General features: G+C 67.6%; 16 protein-coding genes and 1 pseudogene. 10 read left to right on the forward strand and 7 right to left on the reverse strand.

Going from position 1 to position 16,333, the window contains the following annotated elements:
* Window positions 1-11: 11 nt before the first annotated feature.
* Window positions 12-263 carry a hypothetical protein gene (locus JE024_RS41465; protein WP_307840743.1) on the forward strand — a complete coding sequence of 84 codons (252 nt, stop codon included), beginning with the start codon at window positions 12-14 and terminating at the stop codon, window positions 261-263.
* A gap of 548 nt (window positions 264-811) precedes the next feature.
* Window positions 812-1,366: a flavoprotein gene (locus tag JE024_RS36505; RefSeq protein ID WP_205378128.1), complete on the forward strand. Its 555-nt coding sequence runs from the start codon at window positions 812-814 to the stop codon at window positions 1,364-1,366.
* Window positions 1,367-1,500: 134 nt separating this feature from the next.
* Here the strand turns inward: JE024_RS36505 and JE024_RS36510 are convergent, their stop codons facing one another.
* From JE024_RS36510 to JE024_RS41470, 4 genes are all read right to left on the reverse strand, one after another.
* Entirely contained in the window at window positions 1,501-2,748 is a 1,248-nt protein-coding gene (locus JE024_RS36510; RefSeq protein WP_205378129.1) for a GNAT family N-acetyltransferase, read from the reverse strand.
* A 6-nt stretch (window positions 2,749-2,754) separates the two neighbouring features.
* Window positions 2,755-3,150 carry a hypothetical protein gene (locus tag JE024_RS36515; protein ID WP_205378130.1) on the reverse strand — a complete coding sequence of 132 codons (396 nt, stop codon included), beginning with the start codon at window positions 3,148-3,150 and terminating at the stop codon, window positions 2,755-2,757.
* Between the two features lie 228 nt (window positions 3,151-3,378).
* Window positions 3,379-3,930 carry a VOC family protein gene (locus JE024_RS36520; RefSeq protein WP_205378131.1) on the reverse strand — a complete coding sequence of 184 codons (552 nt, stop codon included), beginning with the start codon at window positions 3,928-3,930 and terminating at the stop codon, window positions 3,379-3,381.
* A gap of 94 nt (window positions 3,931-4,024) precedes the next feature.
* On the reverse strand, window positions 4,025-4,204 hold the full coding sequence (locus tag JE024_RS41470) for a transposase (protein ID WP_244883491.1): 180 nt from the start codon (window positions 4,202-4,204) through the stop codon (window positions 4,025-4,027).
* 70 nt (window positions 4,205-4,274) lie between these two features.
* On the opposite strand from JE024_RS41470, the gene JE024_RS36530 reads away from it, so the two are divergent.
* The 3 genes from JE024_RS36530 to JE024_RS41475 all read left to right on the forward strand — a co-directional run bounded on the left by JE024_RS36530 (window position 4,275) and on the right by JE024_RS41475 (window position 7,088).
* A complete protein-coding gene (locus tag JE024_RS36530; protein ID WP_244883493.1) occupies window positions 4,275-5,882 on the forward strand; it encodes a tyrosine-type recombinase/integrase in 1,608 nt (535 codons plus the stop codon).
* On the forward strand, window positions 5,875-6,414 hold the full coding sequence (locus JE024_RS36535; RefSeq protein ID WP_205378133.1) for a hypothetical protein: 540 nt from the start codon (window positions 5,875-5,877) through the stop codon (window positions 6,412-6,414). The genes JE024_RS36530 and JE024_RS36535 overlap by 8 nt, the downstream gene beginning before the upstream one ends.
* A 239-nt stretch (window positions 6,415-6,653) precedes the next feature.
* Window positions 6,654-7,088: a hypothetical protein gene (locus JE024_RS41475; protein ID WP_244883495.1), complete on the forward strand. Its 435-nt coding sequence runs from the start codon at window positions 6,654-6,656 to the stop codon at window positions 7,086-7,088.
* 275 nt (window positions 7,089-7,363) lie between these two features.
* Here the strand turns inward: JE024_RS41475 and JE024_RS36545 are convergent, their stop codons facing one another.
* Window positions 7,364-7,804 carry a DUF5959 family protein gene (locus tag JE024_RS36545; protein WP_205378134.1) on the reverse strand — a complete coding sequence of 147 codons (441 nt, stop codon included), beginning with the start codon at window positions 7,802-7,804 and terminating at the stop codon, window positions 7,364-7,366.
* Window positions 7,805-8,070: 266 nt separating this feature from the next.
* Here JE024_RS36545 and JE024_RS36550 point away from each other — a divergent pair, with 266 nt between their 5' ends.
* Window positions 8,071-8,262, forward strand: coding sequence for a hypothetical protein (locus JE024_RS36550; protein WP_205378135.1), 192 nt, complete (start codon window positions 8,071-8,073; stop codon window positions 8,260-8,262).
* Between the two features lie 620 nt (window positions 8,263-8,882).
* On the opposite strand, the gene JE024_RS36555 is transcribed toward JE024_RS36550, so the two are convergent.
* Window positions 8,883-9,398, reverse strand: coding sequence for an ATP-binding protein (locus tag JE024_RS36555; protein ID WP_244883649.1), 516 nt, complete (start codon window positions 9,396-9,398; stop codon window positions 8,883-8,885).
* Window positions 9,399-9,624: 226 nt separating this feature from the next.
* Here JE024_RS36555 and JE024_RS36560 point away from each other — a divergent pair, with 226 nt between their 5' ends.
* The 3 genes and pseudogenes from JE024_RS36560 (at window position 9,625) to JE024_RS36570 (ending at window position 11,459) form a co-directional block, all read left to right on the forward strand.
* Window positions 9,625-10,836, forward strand: coding sequence for an MFS transporter (locus JE024_RS36560; protein ID WP_205378136.1), 1,212 nt, complete (start codon window positions 9,625-9,627; stop codon window positions 10,834-10,836).
* A 100-nt stretch (window positions 10,837-10,936) separates the two neighbouring features.
* Window positions 10,937-11,149: pseudogene (locus JE024_RS36565) on the forward strand (STAS domain-containing protein); the annotation flags it as partial.
* A 103-nt stretch (window positions 11,150-11,252) separates the two neighbouring features.
* Window positions 11,253-11,459: a hypothetical protein gene (locus tag JE024_RS36570; RefSeq protein WP_205378138.1), complete on the forward strand. Its 207-nt coding sequence runs from the start codon at window positions 11,253-11,255 to the stop codon at window positions 11,457-11,459.
* Window positions 11,460-11,503: 44 nt separating this feature from the next.
* On the opposite strand, the gene fxsT is transcribed toward JE024_RS36570, so the two are convergent.
* A complete protein-coding gene (gene fxsT, locus JE024_RS36575) occupies window positions 11,504-15,424 on the reverse strand; it encodes an FxSxx-COOH system tetratricopeptide repeat protein (protein ID WP_244883498.1) in 3,921 nt (1,306 codons plus the stop codon).
* Window positions 15,425-15,974: 550 nt separating this feature from the next.
* On the opposite strand from fxsT, the gene JE024_RS36580 reads away from it, so the two are divergent.
* Complete coding sequence (locus tag JE024_RS36580) at window positions 15,975-16,214, forward strand: hypothetical protein (protein ID WP_205378139.1); 240 nt, start codon at window positions 15,975-15,977, stop codon at window positions 16,212-16,214.
* The last annotated feature ends 119 nt before the right edge of the window (window positions 16,215-16,333 follow it).

Raw genomic sequence — 16,333 nt, forward strand, 5'->3', positions numbered from 1 at the left:
AGCCGCGGGCTCTGGAGGAGTGGAACGGCTTCTCATACGAGCCCGCGGGCACCGCCGCGAACCTCTCGGAGGCCCAGCTGTGGGTGAACGGGATCGACCCGGGTACCGGGACCGCGAGCAAGTATGTGCGATTGGACGCCGCCCCGGCGGCCGGGATGAAGCGTCCGGCCGATGCTGGCCGCCGCCGGCCCCGTTCCGCAGGGTATGGACTTCGCCGCTGGTCGAGGTTTCTCCTGGACGTACACCCCCGTCCGCATCGGTGACTGGGGGCGCTGTGTACGACACGCTCCACGCCGCAGTGCACCCGACCCGGCCCGGCCGCTGCCGGGTGACCGTGGCCGGGGACATCGACGTGGTCAGCGCCCTCGACGTCCGGGAAGCCCTCCGGGCTGCCCACGACTGCCGGGATGTGAGGTATCGCGAGAGCGGGGCTGGAAGGGCACGGCGCCCTCGGCGGCCGAGTCCTCGCCGTGGATGCTGAAGGTCGCGAGCGCGTTGATGATCCCGCGCCCGCGGGGATGCTCCGGGCCGTGAGTTCGCCTGCTCGCCCGGCGGGGTGCCGTATCCGGGCCCGCGGGGTTGGCCGGTTTGGCGGGCATGAGAAGTCGGACAGCTCCCGCTGCGTCAGCCCCGCCAGCCGCCGCTGCTCCTTGATCCGCTCACCGGTGTGGTCCCAGTCCCGCGGCGGCATACCGGACTCGCGTCTCTGACTTGTTACTTGGAACGCTACGCGCTGCTCTATGCCGCGACAGGGGGATGCACAAGGGACTCCGTCGAGTTGGTGGGCGCCTGGCTGTGATCGGATACACCCATGACCAATCCGACCCTGTACCTGTTCAGCAGCGCGGCCCCGCCCGTCTTCGACGTCGCACGCGTCATCGAGGAGGCGCAGGCCGACGGCTGGGACGTATGCCTCGGTCTCACCCCGACGGCCGCCCGCTGGCTTGCTGACTCCCTCGACGGCCTCGCCGCCCTCACCGGTCACCCCGTCCGCTGGGACTACAGCCTTCCCGGACAGCCGGACGTGTGGCCGCAGCCGGACGCCGTCGTCGTCGCGCCGGCGACCTTCAATACGATCAACCAGTGGGCGCTCGGGATCACGGACAAGTGGCTCGTCGGCGTAATTGCCGAGGGCATCGGCAGGAGCATCCCTATGGCGATGATGCCGTGCGTGAACCGGGCACACCTCGCGCACCCGCAGTTCGAGCGCTCGATCGACGCCCTCCGGAACGCTGGGGTCCGGGTGCTGTACGGCGAAGGCGGCTTCATCCCGAACGAACCGGGCCAGGGCAATCCCGCCACGTACCCCTGGAGGGCCACCCTGGACGCCGTCGCCGACAACCTCGGCCCGACCTCCATCGCCTAGGCTCCCTTTCACCGCTCCGGAACGGTCCACGAGACAAGATGACGATGCCGTACCCGGGACCGCTCGCGAGTTTGTCGAGGATGCCGACAACTTTTTGGCTCAGGCAGAGCGTCCGTTCTGTCGCGCGCGACCGGCTAGTGCAGTCGTGGTGGCTGCTGGTCGTAGGTACTCCGGTGGGGGGTTTGCCCCGGGGGCTGCTCTGCACGTCGGGGTTCGCTAACAGGCTCCGGCGGGTCGGAGGCGGCGAGGCGTGCGCTGCTTTCGGCAGTGATACGTCGCGCGAGAGCCGCGATCTCTACCTCCCGCGCGGCGAGGAGATCCTCGGGTTGGCGGCGGGTGCTCAGGCCGGGCCGTAGTTCCCCGATCACGTCATAGCGGGCGGCGTAACGGGCGCTCACCGGGCCTTCGGGGGCGATCGCGGCGCCGACCGGAGGGCTGAGGTCTGTCTCGTGCGTCAGCCACGGTGTGGCCGCATCCCGCCATGCCATGCCGTGAACGTCCACCTCGATTCCGGGGGAGTCGAGGTAGCGCACCCAGTCGGCCCGTGCATGATGCTCGGGCATTTCCTGCCCGGCCGAGAGCCGGACCTGGAAGGTGACATGCGTGGAGGCGGCTTCGGACTGCGTTGGCGGGAGGCGGATCTGTTCTTCCGCCAGGTCCCCGAAGGCGGCGTGTCGGGAGGCGCTCCACGGCTGGTCATGGGGCAGGTTGCCGTGTCCGATGTGATGGAGCAGCAGGTCGGCCCGCTCCGCGGCGCTGCGCTGACCGTCGTGCACGACCCGGTGAATCCGCGGCGGCAGAACGATCCGGATCCCGCCGTACAGGTTCTGGACGGCCGGATCGGGTCCGGACGCCGCAGCCTCCCGGTAGGCGGCGGCCCATTCAAGCGCATCTTCTTCCAGCGGCTGCCCGTATCGGTGTTCCGCGTCCCGGTGCCCGTCCAGGCCCAGTTCCTGATTTCGGTAGGCGTTCGCTGCCCGGTGTGCGGCCACCTGCAGCGCGGGGAAGTACGCCGCCCATTCGGACATGGGCCGGTTGTGAATATTGCGTTCCGGCGCCGGGTCCGTGTACGCGTCCCACCACCGTGCCCCGGCGTGCTGCCGGGAACCGTGGTTGATCCAGGCCTGCGGATGCGCCGCATGCAGGGCATCCATCATCACCGAGGCCAGCCCACGGCGCTGGAACCGCGGCTCGACCGCCAGTTGCCACACCGTCAGGGCCCGACCATCGGGATGGCGCAGGAAGTCCAGCCGCCCGGCCATCTCGCCGCCGACCAGGGCCATTATCCGCCTGGGCACCCACGTGTCGCTGTGAGAGATCTTCCAGTCGGTCAGCCACAGTGCAACACCCTCGTTCCCAAGCTGGGCTTCGGCCCCGGCCACGGCCGTCTACTCCCGCACTCCGGGCAGCCCCACGACAGCGACCAGGCGGGCGCTGGCCGCCCGGACGCCAGGCAACTGCCCTGCCGCGTCCGCCACCGACGACGCGACACCCTCGGCGGCGTCCTCAGCCGCGAGCGCCACGGGGTCCAGCTCCAGCACCGACTGGACGGTCACGACCGCACGCTGCCCGCTCGCCGGACCCGCCGTGGAGACAGCCGGGGGACGGGTCACCAGCTGCGCAGTGCACAGGACGTTGCCTCCGGCAGCCGGCTGCGACACCGGACCGAAGATCACCTCGCCGACCCCCGCCAGATGCTGCATCAGGCGCGCGACCGCGTCGGCCGGGCCTGTCAACTGCACCTGTGTGAACTCGGAATTGACCTCAGTGGTCACGCTGTCCATGGCTGCTCCCGGTGGTCCGGCGGGTACCCGGTGGGCCCGCTGATGTACGGCGGTTGAACGACCGCCCCGAAGCGCAGGCGCCGCACACGGCCCCCGCGAACTCTCAGTGTGCACGGGCCAATTGCGCGCACCCGCACCGCCCCACCCCCCAATGTTTCGAACGAGTCGCTACAGCAGTGGAGTTGACGGTCCAGTCATGGCCCGTCGCCATCCGCCGGCCCCATCCGCTCAGACGCAGAGCCGGCCCGGCTGCTCCCAGCAGCCTGTCAGTGATGTGTGCCGATCCCGTGCGTCAGCACTCCGGCGCGCCAGGGCCCGGCACCGCGATCCGACCCCGCGTACCAAGCCCTGGGAAACCCGGAGCACACCCGCTGCATCCGCAGCGCACCCTCCTACCGTGAGGGGCCCGTCCACCAGGTCCGGGCGGAAGGAAAGCCACGAAGACCGCTCCTGCGGACATGCGCGTCGAGATTCTCGACCGCCGCCGTCCGGCCGACCCACAGAAGAGCCGGACGAGGTGCAGGGGGCCGGTGCACGGAAGCAGGTCGGGGGAGAGGAATGGCGACCGTGGCCGGCACGTACAACGCCCCGGCGGTGTCTCTTGTGAGCGTGCGTCTTGTCGGCGGCCTGCGCGGCGCTGAGGGCGATCCGGGGGCCGACGTTCGACTCGTCCACGCGGGCCGGTTCCAGGTCGAGTGACCCGCAGTAGAACTTCAGGGAACGCTCGACATCGCGCACATTGAGCACCAAGTGATCGAAGTCTTTTACTCGCACTCGCATGGAAACATGGGTCTGGTGCAGGAGCGGGTGACAGGTTGAAGTCACGCGGCCTGGAGGGCCGGTGTGGTCATGACGGTCTCGTATTCGATGGGGGTCAGCCGGCCGAGTGTGGCTTGGCGCCGTCGTCGATGTCCGCCCGGCGCATCCACTTCCACAACGTCATCGGATGGACCCCGAAGTCGGTGGCCACCTGCTCGACCGTCACACCCGGGCCGCGGTTCCGCGCGACCCGCACGACGTCCTGGCGGAACTCTTCCGGATAAGGCTTCGGCACAGCGACATCCTTCCCACCTGCCCTACAGGGCAAGCCAGTTCAGATGTCACCCGATCGTGCGGCAGACCCCGTGGACTACCTGCGCGAACGGCAACCGTCGTTGGACTACACCAGCCTGGACGCGGTCTCGCGACCCCTGGCGGGGCTGTTCTGGACCCGGATCGAAGCGCTAGCACCGGGAATCGACTCCCTGCGGCTGCCGTCGGCACTGGCCCGGGCTTGGAAGACGGACATCGCCACCAAGAAGCGCACCACGATCGGTCCAGACGGCACCGCCGTCGAGATCGCCAGCCCCCGGCTGAACGCCAAGGACGAGCTCATCCGCGTCCGCGCCTTCTATCTGGACATCGCCCATTGGGCCGCGGAAGAGCCGGCCCGCTGGGCGCCGTGGGTGGTGCCCTGCCCGATCAGCGACGAGGAGATCAGCAAGGCCAAGGACCGCAAACACCGTAAGGCCCGGATGGACCAGCGCACCCGCGAACGGCCTCCCGTCCTGCCGGTGCTGACCGACACCGCCGACCGAAGGCGTCGCGCCGCAGCCGAACTACTGGCTGCCGCCGAACAAACTCGGCCCGGGGATCTGATCCCCGACACCGCCGGGGCCTTGCGCAGAGCCGTCGCGCCGAAGGCCGCCGGGCACCTGATCTGGGCCGAGGAGACCTCGACCGGGCGGCGGCGAAACCTCACCTACGAAGAGAGCGAAGCCTTCTGGGCCTTCGCCGCGATCGAGGTCCTGCGCCTGACCGGCATCCGCAACGAGGAGCTCCTGGAGCTGACCCACCACAGCATCACCGAATACCGGCTCCCCAGCACCGGCGAAGTTGTGCCCCTGCTGCAGGTTGCCCCGTCCAAGACCGACAGCGAACGGCTCCGGCTTGTCAGCCCGGAACTGGCGGACATCCTTTCCACCATCATCCGCCGCCTGCGAGGAAGAAGCCGTGCGATCGCGCTGGTGACCTCCTACGACGTCCACGAGCGGGTCTGGAACCCGTCGATGCCGCTACTGTTCCAGCGCGATATCGGCACCGAACACCGCGCTTTCACCCCGACCGCCCTCCGCAAGCTTCTGATCAACGCGCTGACCGCCACGGGGCTGACCGATCCCGGCGGGGAACTGCTCGTCTTCTCCCCGCACGACTTCCGCAGGATCTTCGTGACCGAAGCCATCATGAACGGCCTGCCACCACACATCGCCCAAGTGATCTGCGGGCACAAAAGTCTCGACACGACGATGGGCTACAAGGCGATCTACCCGGCCGAGACCATCGAGGCCCATCGCGCCTTCATCGCCCGCCGCAGGGCCACCCGGCCCAGCGAAGAGTATCGGACCCCCACCGAGGAGGAATGGGACGCCTTCCTCGCGCACTTCGAGAAGCGCAAGGTCTCCATCGGCGCCTGCGGTCGCGCCTTTTCAAGCCCTTGTATCCATGAACACGCTTGCGTACGTTGCTCGCTCCTCCGACCGGACCCGGCCCAGCGCGGCCGATTGGAGGAGATCCGCGACAACCTCCTCGCCCGCATCGCCGAGGCCGAGCGAGAAGGCTGGCTCGGCGAGGTCGAAGGACTCAAGGTCAGCCTCGCCGGAGCCGAGGATAAGCTCGCCCAGATCGACAGGCAGTCCCAGAAGGCCACCATCATCCTCGGCATGCCTACGACCAGGAGCGGGGACGTTGAGTAGCGACGCACATCGAGAAGAACCAGGCCACGATCTGAGCGCGTGGACGCTCGGCCAGCTCCAGACGTTCATCCATGACGCCCGCGGCCAGCAACTTGAGACAGCACGCGTCGCCGCGCAGGCACAGGCCTACAACTCCAGCCATCCCCAGGAAGCCCGTCGCCAGTGGGCGAAGCTGTCGCTGCTCGCGAACCGACGCATGCTCGACCACGCCGAGGGACACCCTGCGCGCGTGGCTCAGCAGGACTTCATGCTCCGGATGTGGGTGATCGACCGGCTGGGCCCCGACGACACAGACCCCGACTGGAGTCCCGAGGCGCTGGCGTCCGACACGCTCGACGCACTGTCCTTCACGCCCCCGCAGGCCGCTGCTCTCGCCGAGGGCTGGCGCGACCTTCCCACCGGGCAGATCCGAGAGCTGCGGCGACACAAGAACTTGACGGCCCATCTGGAAAGCCTGGTCGGCTACCTGGCACCCGGCCTGGTGCGGGAACAACTCGTGACCTGGACCGCAACCCGACCGCTCCTGCCCTGACCAGCCCTCCAGCAATCAGATCGCTCCAACTGAGTTCCCAAAGCGAGGTTTCAGCAGAGGCGGTCGAAGATCAGAACGGAACCGACAGACCGGAGTCGCGCAGACGGGCGAGAGCAACGGACATGCACTGCTGAACAGTCCTCCCATCGGCTCGCATCCCATGCGCCAACGGGCCGCCGCTGGCAGCGAACGTCCACGCCGGCGCGTTGTCAGCCAGTCTCTCGGCGTCCATCCTGATCATGGCATTCACACCCTGCTCGCCCAGCCACTCCAAGATCAGAAGCGTCACGTCCTCGACGCCGCGTTCCTCATCGATCTTCGGCCAACGGCCTCGGTTCCCAGTCATCACTCCGACTCTATCGAGGCCTCGGAGGTGGTCCAGGGGTCCAACCGGCAAGTTCAGAGAAGCCTGCGTCCGCTGCCCGGTCCTGATCGGCACCCTGGAGGAGAAGCCCCGCCTGGAAGAGATCCGCGACAACCTCAAAGACAGGATCGCCGAAGCCGAACGCGAAGGATGGTTCGGCGAAATTGATGGACTGTCCACCAGCCTCGCCGCCGCCGAGGACAAGATCGCCCAGATCGAAGCCCAGCAAGAGAAGAAGCAGTCGCCCGTCTTCCTGGGCCTGCCCAGCCTCTCCCAGCTCACTGCCCGCGCAGGCGAAGCCAACGAGTAGCCGCCACTGGAGCTTCGGGGCGCCCCTTCCCCAGGGCACCCCGTCACTCGATCAACTCTTGCAGCCCAGCATCCTCCTGAACTGCAAGAACGCTGAAGCAAGATCATCGCTTAGGTCGGCTCACTCGCCGCTCACTCGCACGAGTGTCCTAACCCTCGCAACCCCAGCGACCCACGCCGACTGTGACCGGCGCAGCAGGCCGCTTATGTGGCCCCTTCGCCCGGTAGCGACCGATCTCTGTAGAGCTACGGTACTCCGCTGCTGTACCGAGGCAGCTACCGCAATGCGGTCGGGTGAACGTGCTTCCAAGCCTTGCGGATTCCATGGAGCAGCGCACGCTGTTCTTCGATCCAACCGCGGTTCACCTGCAGGCTGACGGCCACCCGTGTTGTCTGCTGGTCGGCGACCGTGACAGTGATCTGGTCCTGGTCATCTTCCCGGTCCACGAGCCGGATGCCGATCTCGGCCACTCGGGCATGCTCGCGCCAAACAGCGTCTCGGCCGGCCTCGACCTCGTCCAGCACGTGCTCCCAGGGAGCGAGGTCGTACGGCTCGACGTAGGTGCGGGTGACTCCGGCCACGAAGTCGTTGTGCACCATTAGCTCGCCGCTGCTGTCGGGGACGCCGGGTGCTCCGGATTCATCGAGTTCAATAGCCACGCTGCCGCCGTACTTGCCAGTGATCCGAAGCAGAGTGAACCGCTCACGATCTTCCATGTCTCGCCCCCAGGGTGTTCGCTCTCCAGCATTGTTGCCGTGCAGCGTACGGGCGCCGCGGCCGGGTGACGGCGTGAGGTCGACGGAGCGGTTGTGGGCTGGAGCTGCCATGGGGCGAGAGATCATGGCCCCGTACGCTGGCTCCGCGGATTCGGGCAGCTTGTGAGCCTGCCCGTTGTAGACGGAATTGAGGCCATGGGGTCCCGAGTTCAGAGAAGGTACTCAAGCTCGCCAGACAGCCGTACTACCGCTGGCTCGACAAGCCGGTGGGCCACGCCGTCCTCACCCAGGCGTATCGCGCGAACGCGCTCTTCGACGCCCACCGCGAGGATCCGGAGTTCGGCTACCGCTTCCTGGCCGACGAGGCACGCGATGCCGGGGCCGCGATGGCGGACCGGACCGCGTGGCGGATCTGCCGGGACAACCGCTGCTGCACCAGACCCCATGCCTTCCAGTGAGGACGGCCCCGTACTGGCTGCATAGGTGAAAACGAAGAACGAATGTCGGCCAGTGCTGGCAGCGCTTCCGGCCTGAGGCGCTTGGAGATGTTGGTCAGAACCAGCAACGGCTGGGGGTTCAGACACCGATTCGACGCATCCACCAGGGGAGGTCTTGTGGCGCGAAGGGATTGTTCAGCGTGCGGTCAAGGACGCGTTCGTCTGCGGGACCGATGACTGCGCTCAGCTCGCGTCGTGCCTTGGACCTCAGGGCATGGAGTGTGATCTCCAGCAGGGTGCGGACGTGGTAGTCGCCGTTGCGGAGGTCCGTGTCATCGCGTTCGTAGAACCGATCGGCGTCTTCGCGTGGCCGTCGGACATCCGCATTCCAGCGACGGAACGCGTGTGAGACCTCGCCCGCGGGGAGGCTGTGACCCCGTTCGAAGGCAGTGATCTGCCTGTTCGCCGAGGAGGACAGGCCGCAGATCACGGGTGCCCGCCGATGGTGCGTTCGGCGTCGCGGGAGCTGGGCTCTGATCTCGCCTGGTGATCGGCGAGGCATGAACACTTCCAGTAGGAAGACGTTGGTTCGACCGACCCTAGAGCTCGTTGGCGACAGAGATCAAGTGCTCAGGGCCGGTTCAGCTGACCTGCTGTTGTTCAGTGCGCGCACGGGTGGTGGCGAGTCGGTAAGAGTCTGTGCCGGTTTCGATGATGTTGCCGCCGAAGGTGAGACGGTCGACGATAGCCGCGCAGAGGCGGGGGTCGGTGAAGGTCTTCGTACAGCCGGAGAAGGCCTCGTTGGAGGCGATGGCGACGCTGTTCTTCTCCTCGCGTTCGGTCAGGACCTGGAAGAGCAGTTCGGCGCCGCGGCGGTCGAGTTCCATGTAGCCGAGCTCGTCGATGCAGAGGAGATCGACGCGGCCGTAGCGGGCGATGGTCTTGGTCAGTTGCTTCTCATCGGCGGCTTCGACGAGCTCGTTGACGAGCTTGGTGGCCAGGACGTACTTGACCCGGTAGCCGGCCATCGCGGCCTCGGTGCCCAGCGCGATCAGCAGGTGGGACTTGCGGTGCCGGAGTCCCCGATGAGGCAGAGCGGCAGCCCCTTCTTGATCCACTCGCGTTTGGCGAGAGTGTGGATCATGGCTCGCGTCGATGTTGGGGTTCGCGTCGAAGTCGAACTTGCGAAGTGACTTGTAGCGGGGGAACCCGGCGGCCTCGCGGAGTGCGACGACCGGGCCCGCCGCCGCTCAGAGCGCTCTCCGCCGGCCCCACCCCGCAGCACCGCTCCACCCTCCCCCGACCCACCCGCTCTGGAACAGCAGCGCAGCGGATAACGGCGGGCGCACGTCCCCACGCCATGACCACATCCGGAGAGATGACATGACCATCCAAGATGAGACGAATTCCCCCACCACACCGCAGAAGCCGCTGACCCCGACCCGGGGATGGCTGGGTGTGGCCGCCATCACCGCCAGTCTGTTCGTCTTCCTCACCACCGAGCTGATGCCGATCGGCCTGCTCACCCCGCTCAGCGAGAGCCTCGGGGTCTCCGTGGGCTCAGCCGGCCTCATGGTCACGGCCCAGGGCGTCGCGGCCGGTCTGGGGGTGCCGTTCATCGTGGCGTGGACCCGCCGCGTCAACCGGCGCCGCCTGCTGACCGCGCTGCTGGCAGTCCTGGCCGTCGGTAACCTGATCACCTCGATCGCCCCGAACTACCCGTTGATCCTGGGCACCCGCCTGATCATGGGCTTCGCCAGCGGCGTCTTCTGGGCCATCGGCGTCAGCATGGCCATGCGCATCGTCCCGGAGAAGCACGCCAACCGGGCCGCCGCCGTCGTGATGTCCGGTATCTCGATCGCCACCGTCGTCGGCATCCCGCTCGGCACCCTGCTGGAGGGCGCCAGCGACTGGCGCGCCACCTTCCTGATCTGGGCCGGCCTCAGCGCCCTGGTGCTCCTCGCGGTCGCCTTCACGATCCCGTTGCTGCCGTCGGCCAACGCGGTCTCGGTCCGCGAGGTCTTCGAACTGCCCGTCAAGAACGTGCCGCTGCGGGTGGTCCTGGCCATGGTCGTCTTCTTCGTCCTCGGCCACTTCGGTGCCTACACGTTCGTCCGGCCCTACCTCGAGGACAGCACGTCCGCCAGTGTCGGCTTCATCACCGTCGTCCTCATCGTCTTCGGCATCGGCGGCGCGATCGGCAACTTCATCGGCGTCCAGACCGTCAACAAGAGCCTGCGGGGCAGCTTCATCGTGGGCGGCCTGATCATGATCGCCGCACTCGTCATGCTGCTGGCCATCGGCACGAACGACATCGGCGTGATCGCCGCGATGGTCCTGTGGGGCCTCGCCTTCGGAGTCGTCCAGCTCAGCCAGATCAACATGACGCTCGCGGCGGCCCCCGACACCTTCGAGGCCGCGATGTCGCTCAACACCATGGCCTACAACACCTGCATCGCCCTGGGCGCCCTCATCGGCGGCCTGTTCGCCGACCACCTGGGCGTCACGAGCGTCGTCTGGTTCGGTATCGTCCTGGTCGCCCTCGCCGTGATCCTCCGCGCCTCCTCCAGTCGCCAGGCCGCGCTGGCGAGCTGACCCCCCGCCAGGCCGCGCTGGCGAGCTGACCCCCCGCCAGGCCGCGCTGGCGAGCTGACCCCCCGCCAGGCCGCGCGGGCGAGCTGACCCCCTCCGGGCTGCCGTGGCGGCCCATGACCGGGTCGAAGTCGACTGCGGCGGGCTGACGTTCTGCGAATGCACCGGCCTGTCCGCGCTGCTGGCCGCCGCCCGCGCGGCGAAGACCGCCGGCAGCGAGCTGCGGCTGTGTACAGTCCCGCACACCTTGGCGAGGCTGCTGCGGCTGACCCACGCTGGCAGCGCCTTCACCATCGAGCAGTCCGGCGGACGGTGAAGCCATGGCTGGGGGTGCGACGGTGCACGTACCCGCTGCTACGTCGCCCTCCTCGCTCTGCGCCTCCCGCCGACTGGCCATCCGGGCGACGCGGTCGCGCAAGATGGTGGTCGAGCGGACCCGCGCCCGGCTGCTGGCCACGGGATTTGACGAGGAGCACCTGCCCAGCCGGGTGACGTTTTGTCGGCTTCTGGAGGATCTGAAGTGGCGTCATCCGAAGTTCCGGCTGGGTACGAGGCGGATCCGGGACATCGCCGCCCGGTCTGCCGGGGTCTACGAACCGGCTGACGTTTTCGCGCTGATGCGGTGACTTTGCAGTGGCTGAGCACAGAGGCCGCTGCGTGCTGATGCTGGTTAGCTGATGCTGGGCTCGAAGTCCGCGTGGGGTCGCTTGCGGCGATGGGCGGATTCTGTCTGCGGATGCTGGGCGCCGAGGGTGTCGGTGAGGAGGTGCAGAGCTGCCTTCTCGAGGTGCCCGGCTTCCTCAGTTTCGCCTGTGCTGCGCAGGTCGCAGGCGAGCGCGACCTGGCAGGCCAGGCTCAGAGGGTGTTCGTCCCCAAGTGTTTCTCGGGCCTGCCGGTGGGTGCGCCGGCTGAGTGCGGAGGCCTCCGTATGCTGTCCGTTGGTGCTGAGCGAGGCTGCGGTGTTGAGCGCGCAGCCGAGAACCCAGGGGTGGTTGGATCCAAGGAACGATGTCATGCCGACGAGAGCCCTCTCAAGCATGGCCAGGGCGTTGTCGGGCTCATGCATCCGTTGCATGAGAAGCGCTGTGTTGGCGGTAACGCCGTGAGCAATGGGGTGAGCAGGCCCCAGGAGTGTCCGGTAGCCGGCTTCGGCTTCAGCTAGCAGCTTCCCCGCCCGCTCGCGGTCGCCGTGTTCCCTGAGGTGATTGCCGTAGACCGTCATGCAGAGGAGTGTTGTGGGGTGCTGCGTCCCATGCGTGTCGGTAGCCCGGGTCAGTACTGCGGCCAGTGAGTCGGCCATGCCTTGCAAACGGCCGCTGTGCAGCTGACAGAGAGCAAGTTCTATATCGGCCTCGAGACATCGGGGGTGGTCTTTGCCGAAGATGCTCAGATACCGGCGGGCGACGGCTTGCTGCTGCGTCAGTGCCTCGTTGTAGCGGCCCAGGAGCCGTTGGGAACGAGCGATGGCGGTGGCTGAAGCAAGGGTGGCGGGATGGTTGTCTCCGAGGATGCGGTTTTGCAGCTTCTGGTTCGCCACGTCCTGTTCGTAGGCGTCCCGGAATTGGCCGAGCATCCGGAGCGTGATCCCTTGCTCGTATCGGACGGTGAGCGTGGCTGGTGTGTCCGGTCCGGAGATGTCGATGAGGCCGTTGAGCACGCTCTGTTGCAGGTGGTAGGACTCCTCATATCGGCCGTGGTGCCGCAGGTTGACGGCGATTGCGCTGGAGGCGGTGAGTTCGCCGAGAAGGTTGCGCGGCTCTTTTGACTTGAGCTCTGTAAGTGCCAGTCGATCTCCGTCGTACGCCGCCTGGAAGTGTCCCGCGGCGCGTAGCACTGCCCCCTCCTGGAGGATGACACTCAGCATCGGCTCATCGGCCGGGCTCATGGACGTGCTCCAGTGGGCGCGAGTCCGTGCGGCAAGGTCAATGCCTGCCTCGTACCGGCCACTGGCGTCGCAGTACCGCAGGCAGTTGAGTACGGCGGACTGCATTGTGGGGTGGCGGCTGGTGAGCGCACCGGAGGGCTCGAGGTGGGGGAGGAGTGCGGCGTAGCGAGGCCAGTGCCGGCTTTCCATCGGATTGCCGGGGTCAGCCTTGGCCAGGAGGGTGCGGACGGCCTGGCGGTGTGCCTCGCGGTGTTCGCTGCTGGTGAGCCGGGCGGCGATGTCGTGGACGAGCCGGTGCATGTAGACCATCTCCCAGCCCGGTCCTGGTTCGGCGTCGTTGGCGCGAGGGCGGTTGAGTACGGAGTAGTTGACCAGGGTGTCGAGGGCGCGAGTCCACGCGGCCTGGTCGGTCGCGATCCACCGTAGGTCTTCGGGGAGATCGGCAGGCGCGCTGTCACGCACGATTCCGAGAGGGATGTCGCCGGGGGCGAAGGCGACGCACAGGCTGAGGACGGCCAGGGCCTGCGGGGATGTGTCGCGAAGCCGGCCGATCAGGATCGACCAGGAGGTGAGCGAGGACTGAGAAGTCCCCTCACGCGAGCTCTCGTCGGCGGTGGACAGCCCGCCGTCGCGGATCCTGCGCAGGTACTCGCGCACGTCCATGCCGGATTCGCCAAGCCAGGAGCCGGCTTGACCGAGCGGGAGAGGTACGTCGCTGACCTCTGCGGCGACCTGGTCGGCCTCGCGCTGCGAAAGGTGCGGCGCGCGGCGCATCAGATAGCTGATGGACTCGGCTCGGTCGAAACTCGGGACCTCGAGGACTTCGGTGTGGTTGCCCCAGCTGCGGTTGCGGGAGGTGATGAGCACATGGCCGGGGCCCTGGGGCAGCATGCCTGCGGCATCGTCGATGTCGTCCCAGCCGTCGAAAATGATGAGCCAGCGGCTGTATGGGTCGCCACGACGCAGGGCTTCGCGGACAGCCCGGGTGCGATCACCGTATGCGCCTCTGCTGGACACGCCGAGTTCGGCGGCCAGCTCGGCTAAGCGGTCGCTCTGCGTGTCGCGGTCATCGGAGTCGACCCACCAGACGAGATCGTAGTCCGAGCCGAATCGGTGGCTGTACTCGATGGCGATCTGTGTCTTGCCGATGCCGGACATGCCGAGCAGAGCGCAGATGGCGTTCGCAGGCTCGGCGCCTGTCAGCCGTCGTTGAAGCATGTCAAGGAGGTCATCCCGGCCTGAGAAGCGAGGATTGCGGCGGGGGACCGAGCCCCAGATCGTGGGCGCAGTGTTGGGGAAACGGACCTCTGCCCTCGGCGGGATCGGCCGAGCGGAGGCCCTGCGGACCTGATGGTCCAGCCTGCTGAGCAAGCGGGCTGCGGCCTCTTCCGCGCCGATACCCCAGATAGGTACAGGTTCCAGCGACCCACCAGCACGGAGCAGCGGCGTGTCGGAAAGGCTGACGGCGAGGATTCGATCAGCATTCGCCGCGACAATGCCACGCAGGGCCCTGCTCCACTCACCGGCCGGGCGGGTCTCGGAGGCGAGCAACCGGTCGCTGACGATGAGCACGATCTGCCCGCGGGTGAGAAGCAGGTCCCGGAAGTAGTCCTCCAAAGCGGCACGACCCGGCTCCCAGCGCTGCATTCTTGCGCGGTGCCCGTGCCCCTCCAAGCACGCCGCGATCCAGGCAGCCCAGGGCTGGTGATAGCCGGGATAGACAACCGAGACACGGGACAGAGGCTCACGAGTCCGCAGCTCAACCACCGTTCCTGGACCAGACCCGCTCGCGGTTCCGCCAGGTCCCGGCTGATCCCGAGCCCGCAGCCGCGCCACCTCGGCCTGCGCGGTGCGCAGCTCAGCAAGGCTCTCAGCCAGCTTCCGCTCAGTCCGTTGACTGTCGAGCTGTTCCTCCACCGCTGCCGCAGCGTCTGCTGCAAGGAGCGTGTGCTCCAGATCAGCGCAGCGTTGCTCGGCCAGTGCAACACGCTGTTCGGCTGCTTCGAGGGCAGCTTCCAGCTCAGAGACCCGCTGGAGTAGCGCGTCGTGACTCGTCAGCATCCGGCGTTGCTCCACGCGCAACAGGTCCAGTTCGATGTCTGCGGCCCGATGGTGCGACACCTCATGGGCCAATTGCTGACGCTCAGCCTCCAAGACCGCGACGCGTTCCTGATACTCCAGGAGCCTGGACGCCACCGCGTCAGCCTGCGTTCTGGCGATCGCCTTCTCCTGCAGCGCGCCGGCCAGCTGGTCCTCCAGCTGCTGCACTCGCCAAGCCCGGCTGTTCGTCGCCTTCAAAGCCGCACGCTGCATGTCTGTGAGGCGGCTGCGCACTTCCGAAGACAGCGGGCGCCCGAGCTCTTTGCCGACATCGTCGATCAGCACGGCGATGAAGTGGTCCGGAGCCACGGTCTCCCCGCTGAGATAGCGGCTCACGCTGCTCGCGCTGTAGCGGCGCAGGACCGCATACCTGCGCACGGAGACTTTCAGTTCCACAAAACACTGGCGCAGCGCCACAGCCAAGTCACGCCGTTCGCCCACGATGTCCTCGGCCAAGGGCTGCAGGCCGCTGGCCTGCGACACCGCATCGTGATCGAGGGGGACCAGCTCTCCGAAAACCGGCTCATCCATGCCGTCGCGAGCCGCGGGGCGGCCGGCGGCCCCGTCAAGGCCGCGGCCGTCCTCGGCATAACTCTCGTCGCCCACCCCTACGTCTCCTCTGGGCGTGCTGAGGCCGTGTGTCCCACAGGATCCGCAACGTGTAGCTCTTGGCGCAACACCCTTTGAGACGGCGAGTGTTGCAGGACCAGTTCTTCCTCGGAAAGGCAGTCATGATGAATCGGAAGACGTCGCTGAAGGTTGCTCTCGCGCTCGTTGGCGCCGGTGTCTCCGGGGCAGTGAGGGCGGTAGTCGGCTGGCTTCTTGGCGCGGGAACGGAAGCGCCGTAGGCTCAACGATTTGGCCCGCCTCCCCGTCGCGTACGGCGTCCTGTCGGTATTCCTGTGCCAGAACGACCCCGGCGCGTGCGAGATCTGGGACGCGGGCTCCAGCGCGAACAGGGTCTGCCTGTTCCCCCGGAAGGGGTTGCGGCCGGTCGCCGTACCCGGGGCCGGACTGGCATTGCTGCCCGCCGTCTCCGGCATCCGCACCCACGTGGTGGAGTTCGATCCCGAGCAGGTCGACGAGACCGAGGCGGAGGGGGTTGAGCCCGGCGAGGAGTGCGAGCCCGACGCGTACGACGTCGCGCCAGGGGTGGATGCGCGAACCCGGCGAACGGTTCGGGCAACAGCGCGAAGTGCTCGGGTCACTCGGCGGCAATCCCTCCTACCTCGAGAACGAACGCGTACCCGCGTGCCCCTCCTGCGCCGTCACCATGGAGTTCGTGGCCCACCTGGAGGAAGGGATGACCTACGAGACCTCGATGAACCTCGGCGGTCAGCTGGGCTACGTCCTCGTGTGCCGTCCCTGCCGCCGGGGAGCCTTCCTCACCGGTTGAGAGCCCTGCAATCGACTCCGAAGGTGGCGTCGGCTTGACGCGCCGCAAAGGGCCTCTGAGGCCGCCGACTGCTCTGCCGCGGCCCTGCCGTCACCACCCGCATCGACACCGACAGCACT

It is taken from the genome of Streptomyces zhihengii, from assembly GCF_016919245.1.
In the GTDB taxonomy this organism is placed as follows: Bacteria; Actinomycetota; Actinomycetes; order Streptomycetales; family Streptomycetaceae; genus Streptomyces; species Streptomyces zhihengii.

Bases quoted from the DNA above. Each gene is read 5' to 3' on its own strand.
- JE024_RS36505 (WP_205378128.1), top strand. From the start codon at position 812: ATGACCAATCCGACCCTGTACCTGTTCAGCAGCGCGGCCCCGCCCGTC.
- JE024_RS36515 (WP_205378130.1), bottom strand. From the start codon at position 3,150: ATGGACAGCGTGACCACTGAGGTCAATTCCGAGTTCACACAGGTGCAG.
- JE024_RS36520 (WP_205378131.1), bottom strand. From the start codon at position 3,930: ATGCGAGTGCGAGTAAAAGACTTCGATCACTTGGTGCTCAATGTGCGC.
- JE024_RS41475 (WP_244883495.1), top strand. From the start codon at position 6,654: ATGGCATTCACACCCTGCTCGCCCAGCCACTCCAAGATCAGAAGCGTC.
- JE024_RS36545 (WP_205378134.1), bottom strand. From the start codon at position 7,804: ATGGAAGATCGTGAGCGGTTCACTCTGCTTCGGATCACTGGCAAGTAC.
- JE024_RS36560 (WP_205378136.1), top strand. From the start codon at position 9,625: ATGACCATCCAAGATGAGACGAATTCCCCCACCACACCGCAGAAGCCG.
- JE024_RS36570 (WP_205378138.1), top strand. From the start codon at position 11,253: ATGGTGGTCGAGCGGACCCGCGCCCGGCTGCTGGCCACGGGATTTGAC.
- JE024_RS36580 (WP_205378139.1), top strand. From the start codon at position 15,975: ATGCGCGAACCCGGCGAACGGTTCGGGCAACAGCGCGAAGTGCTCGGG.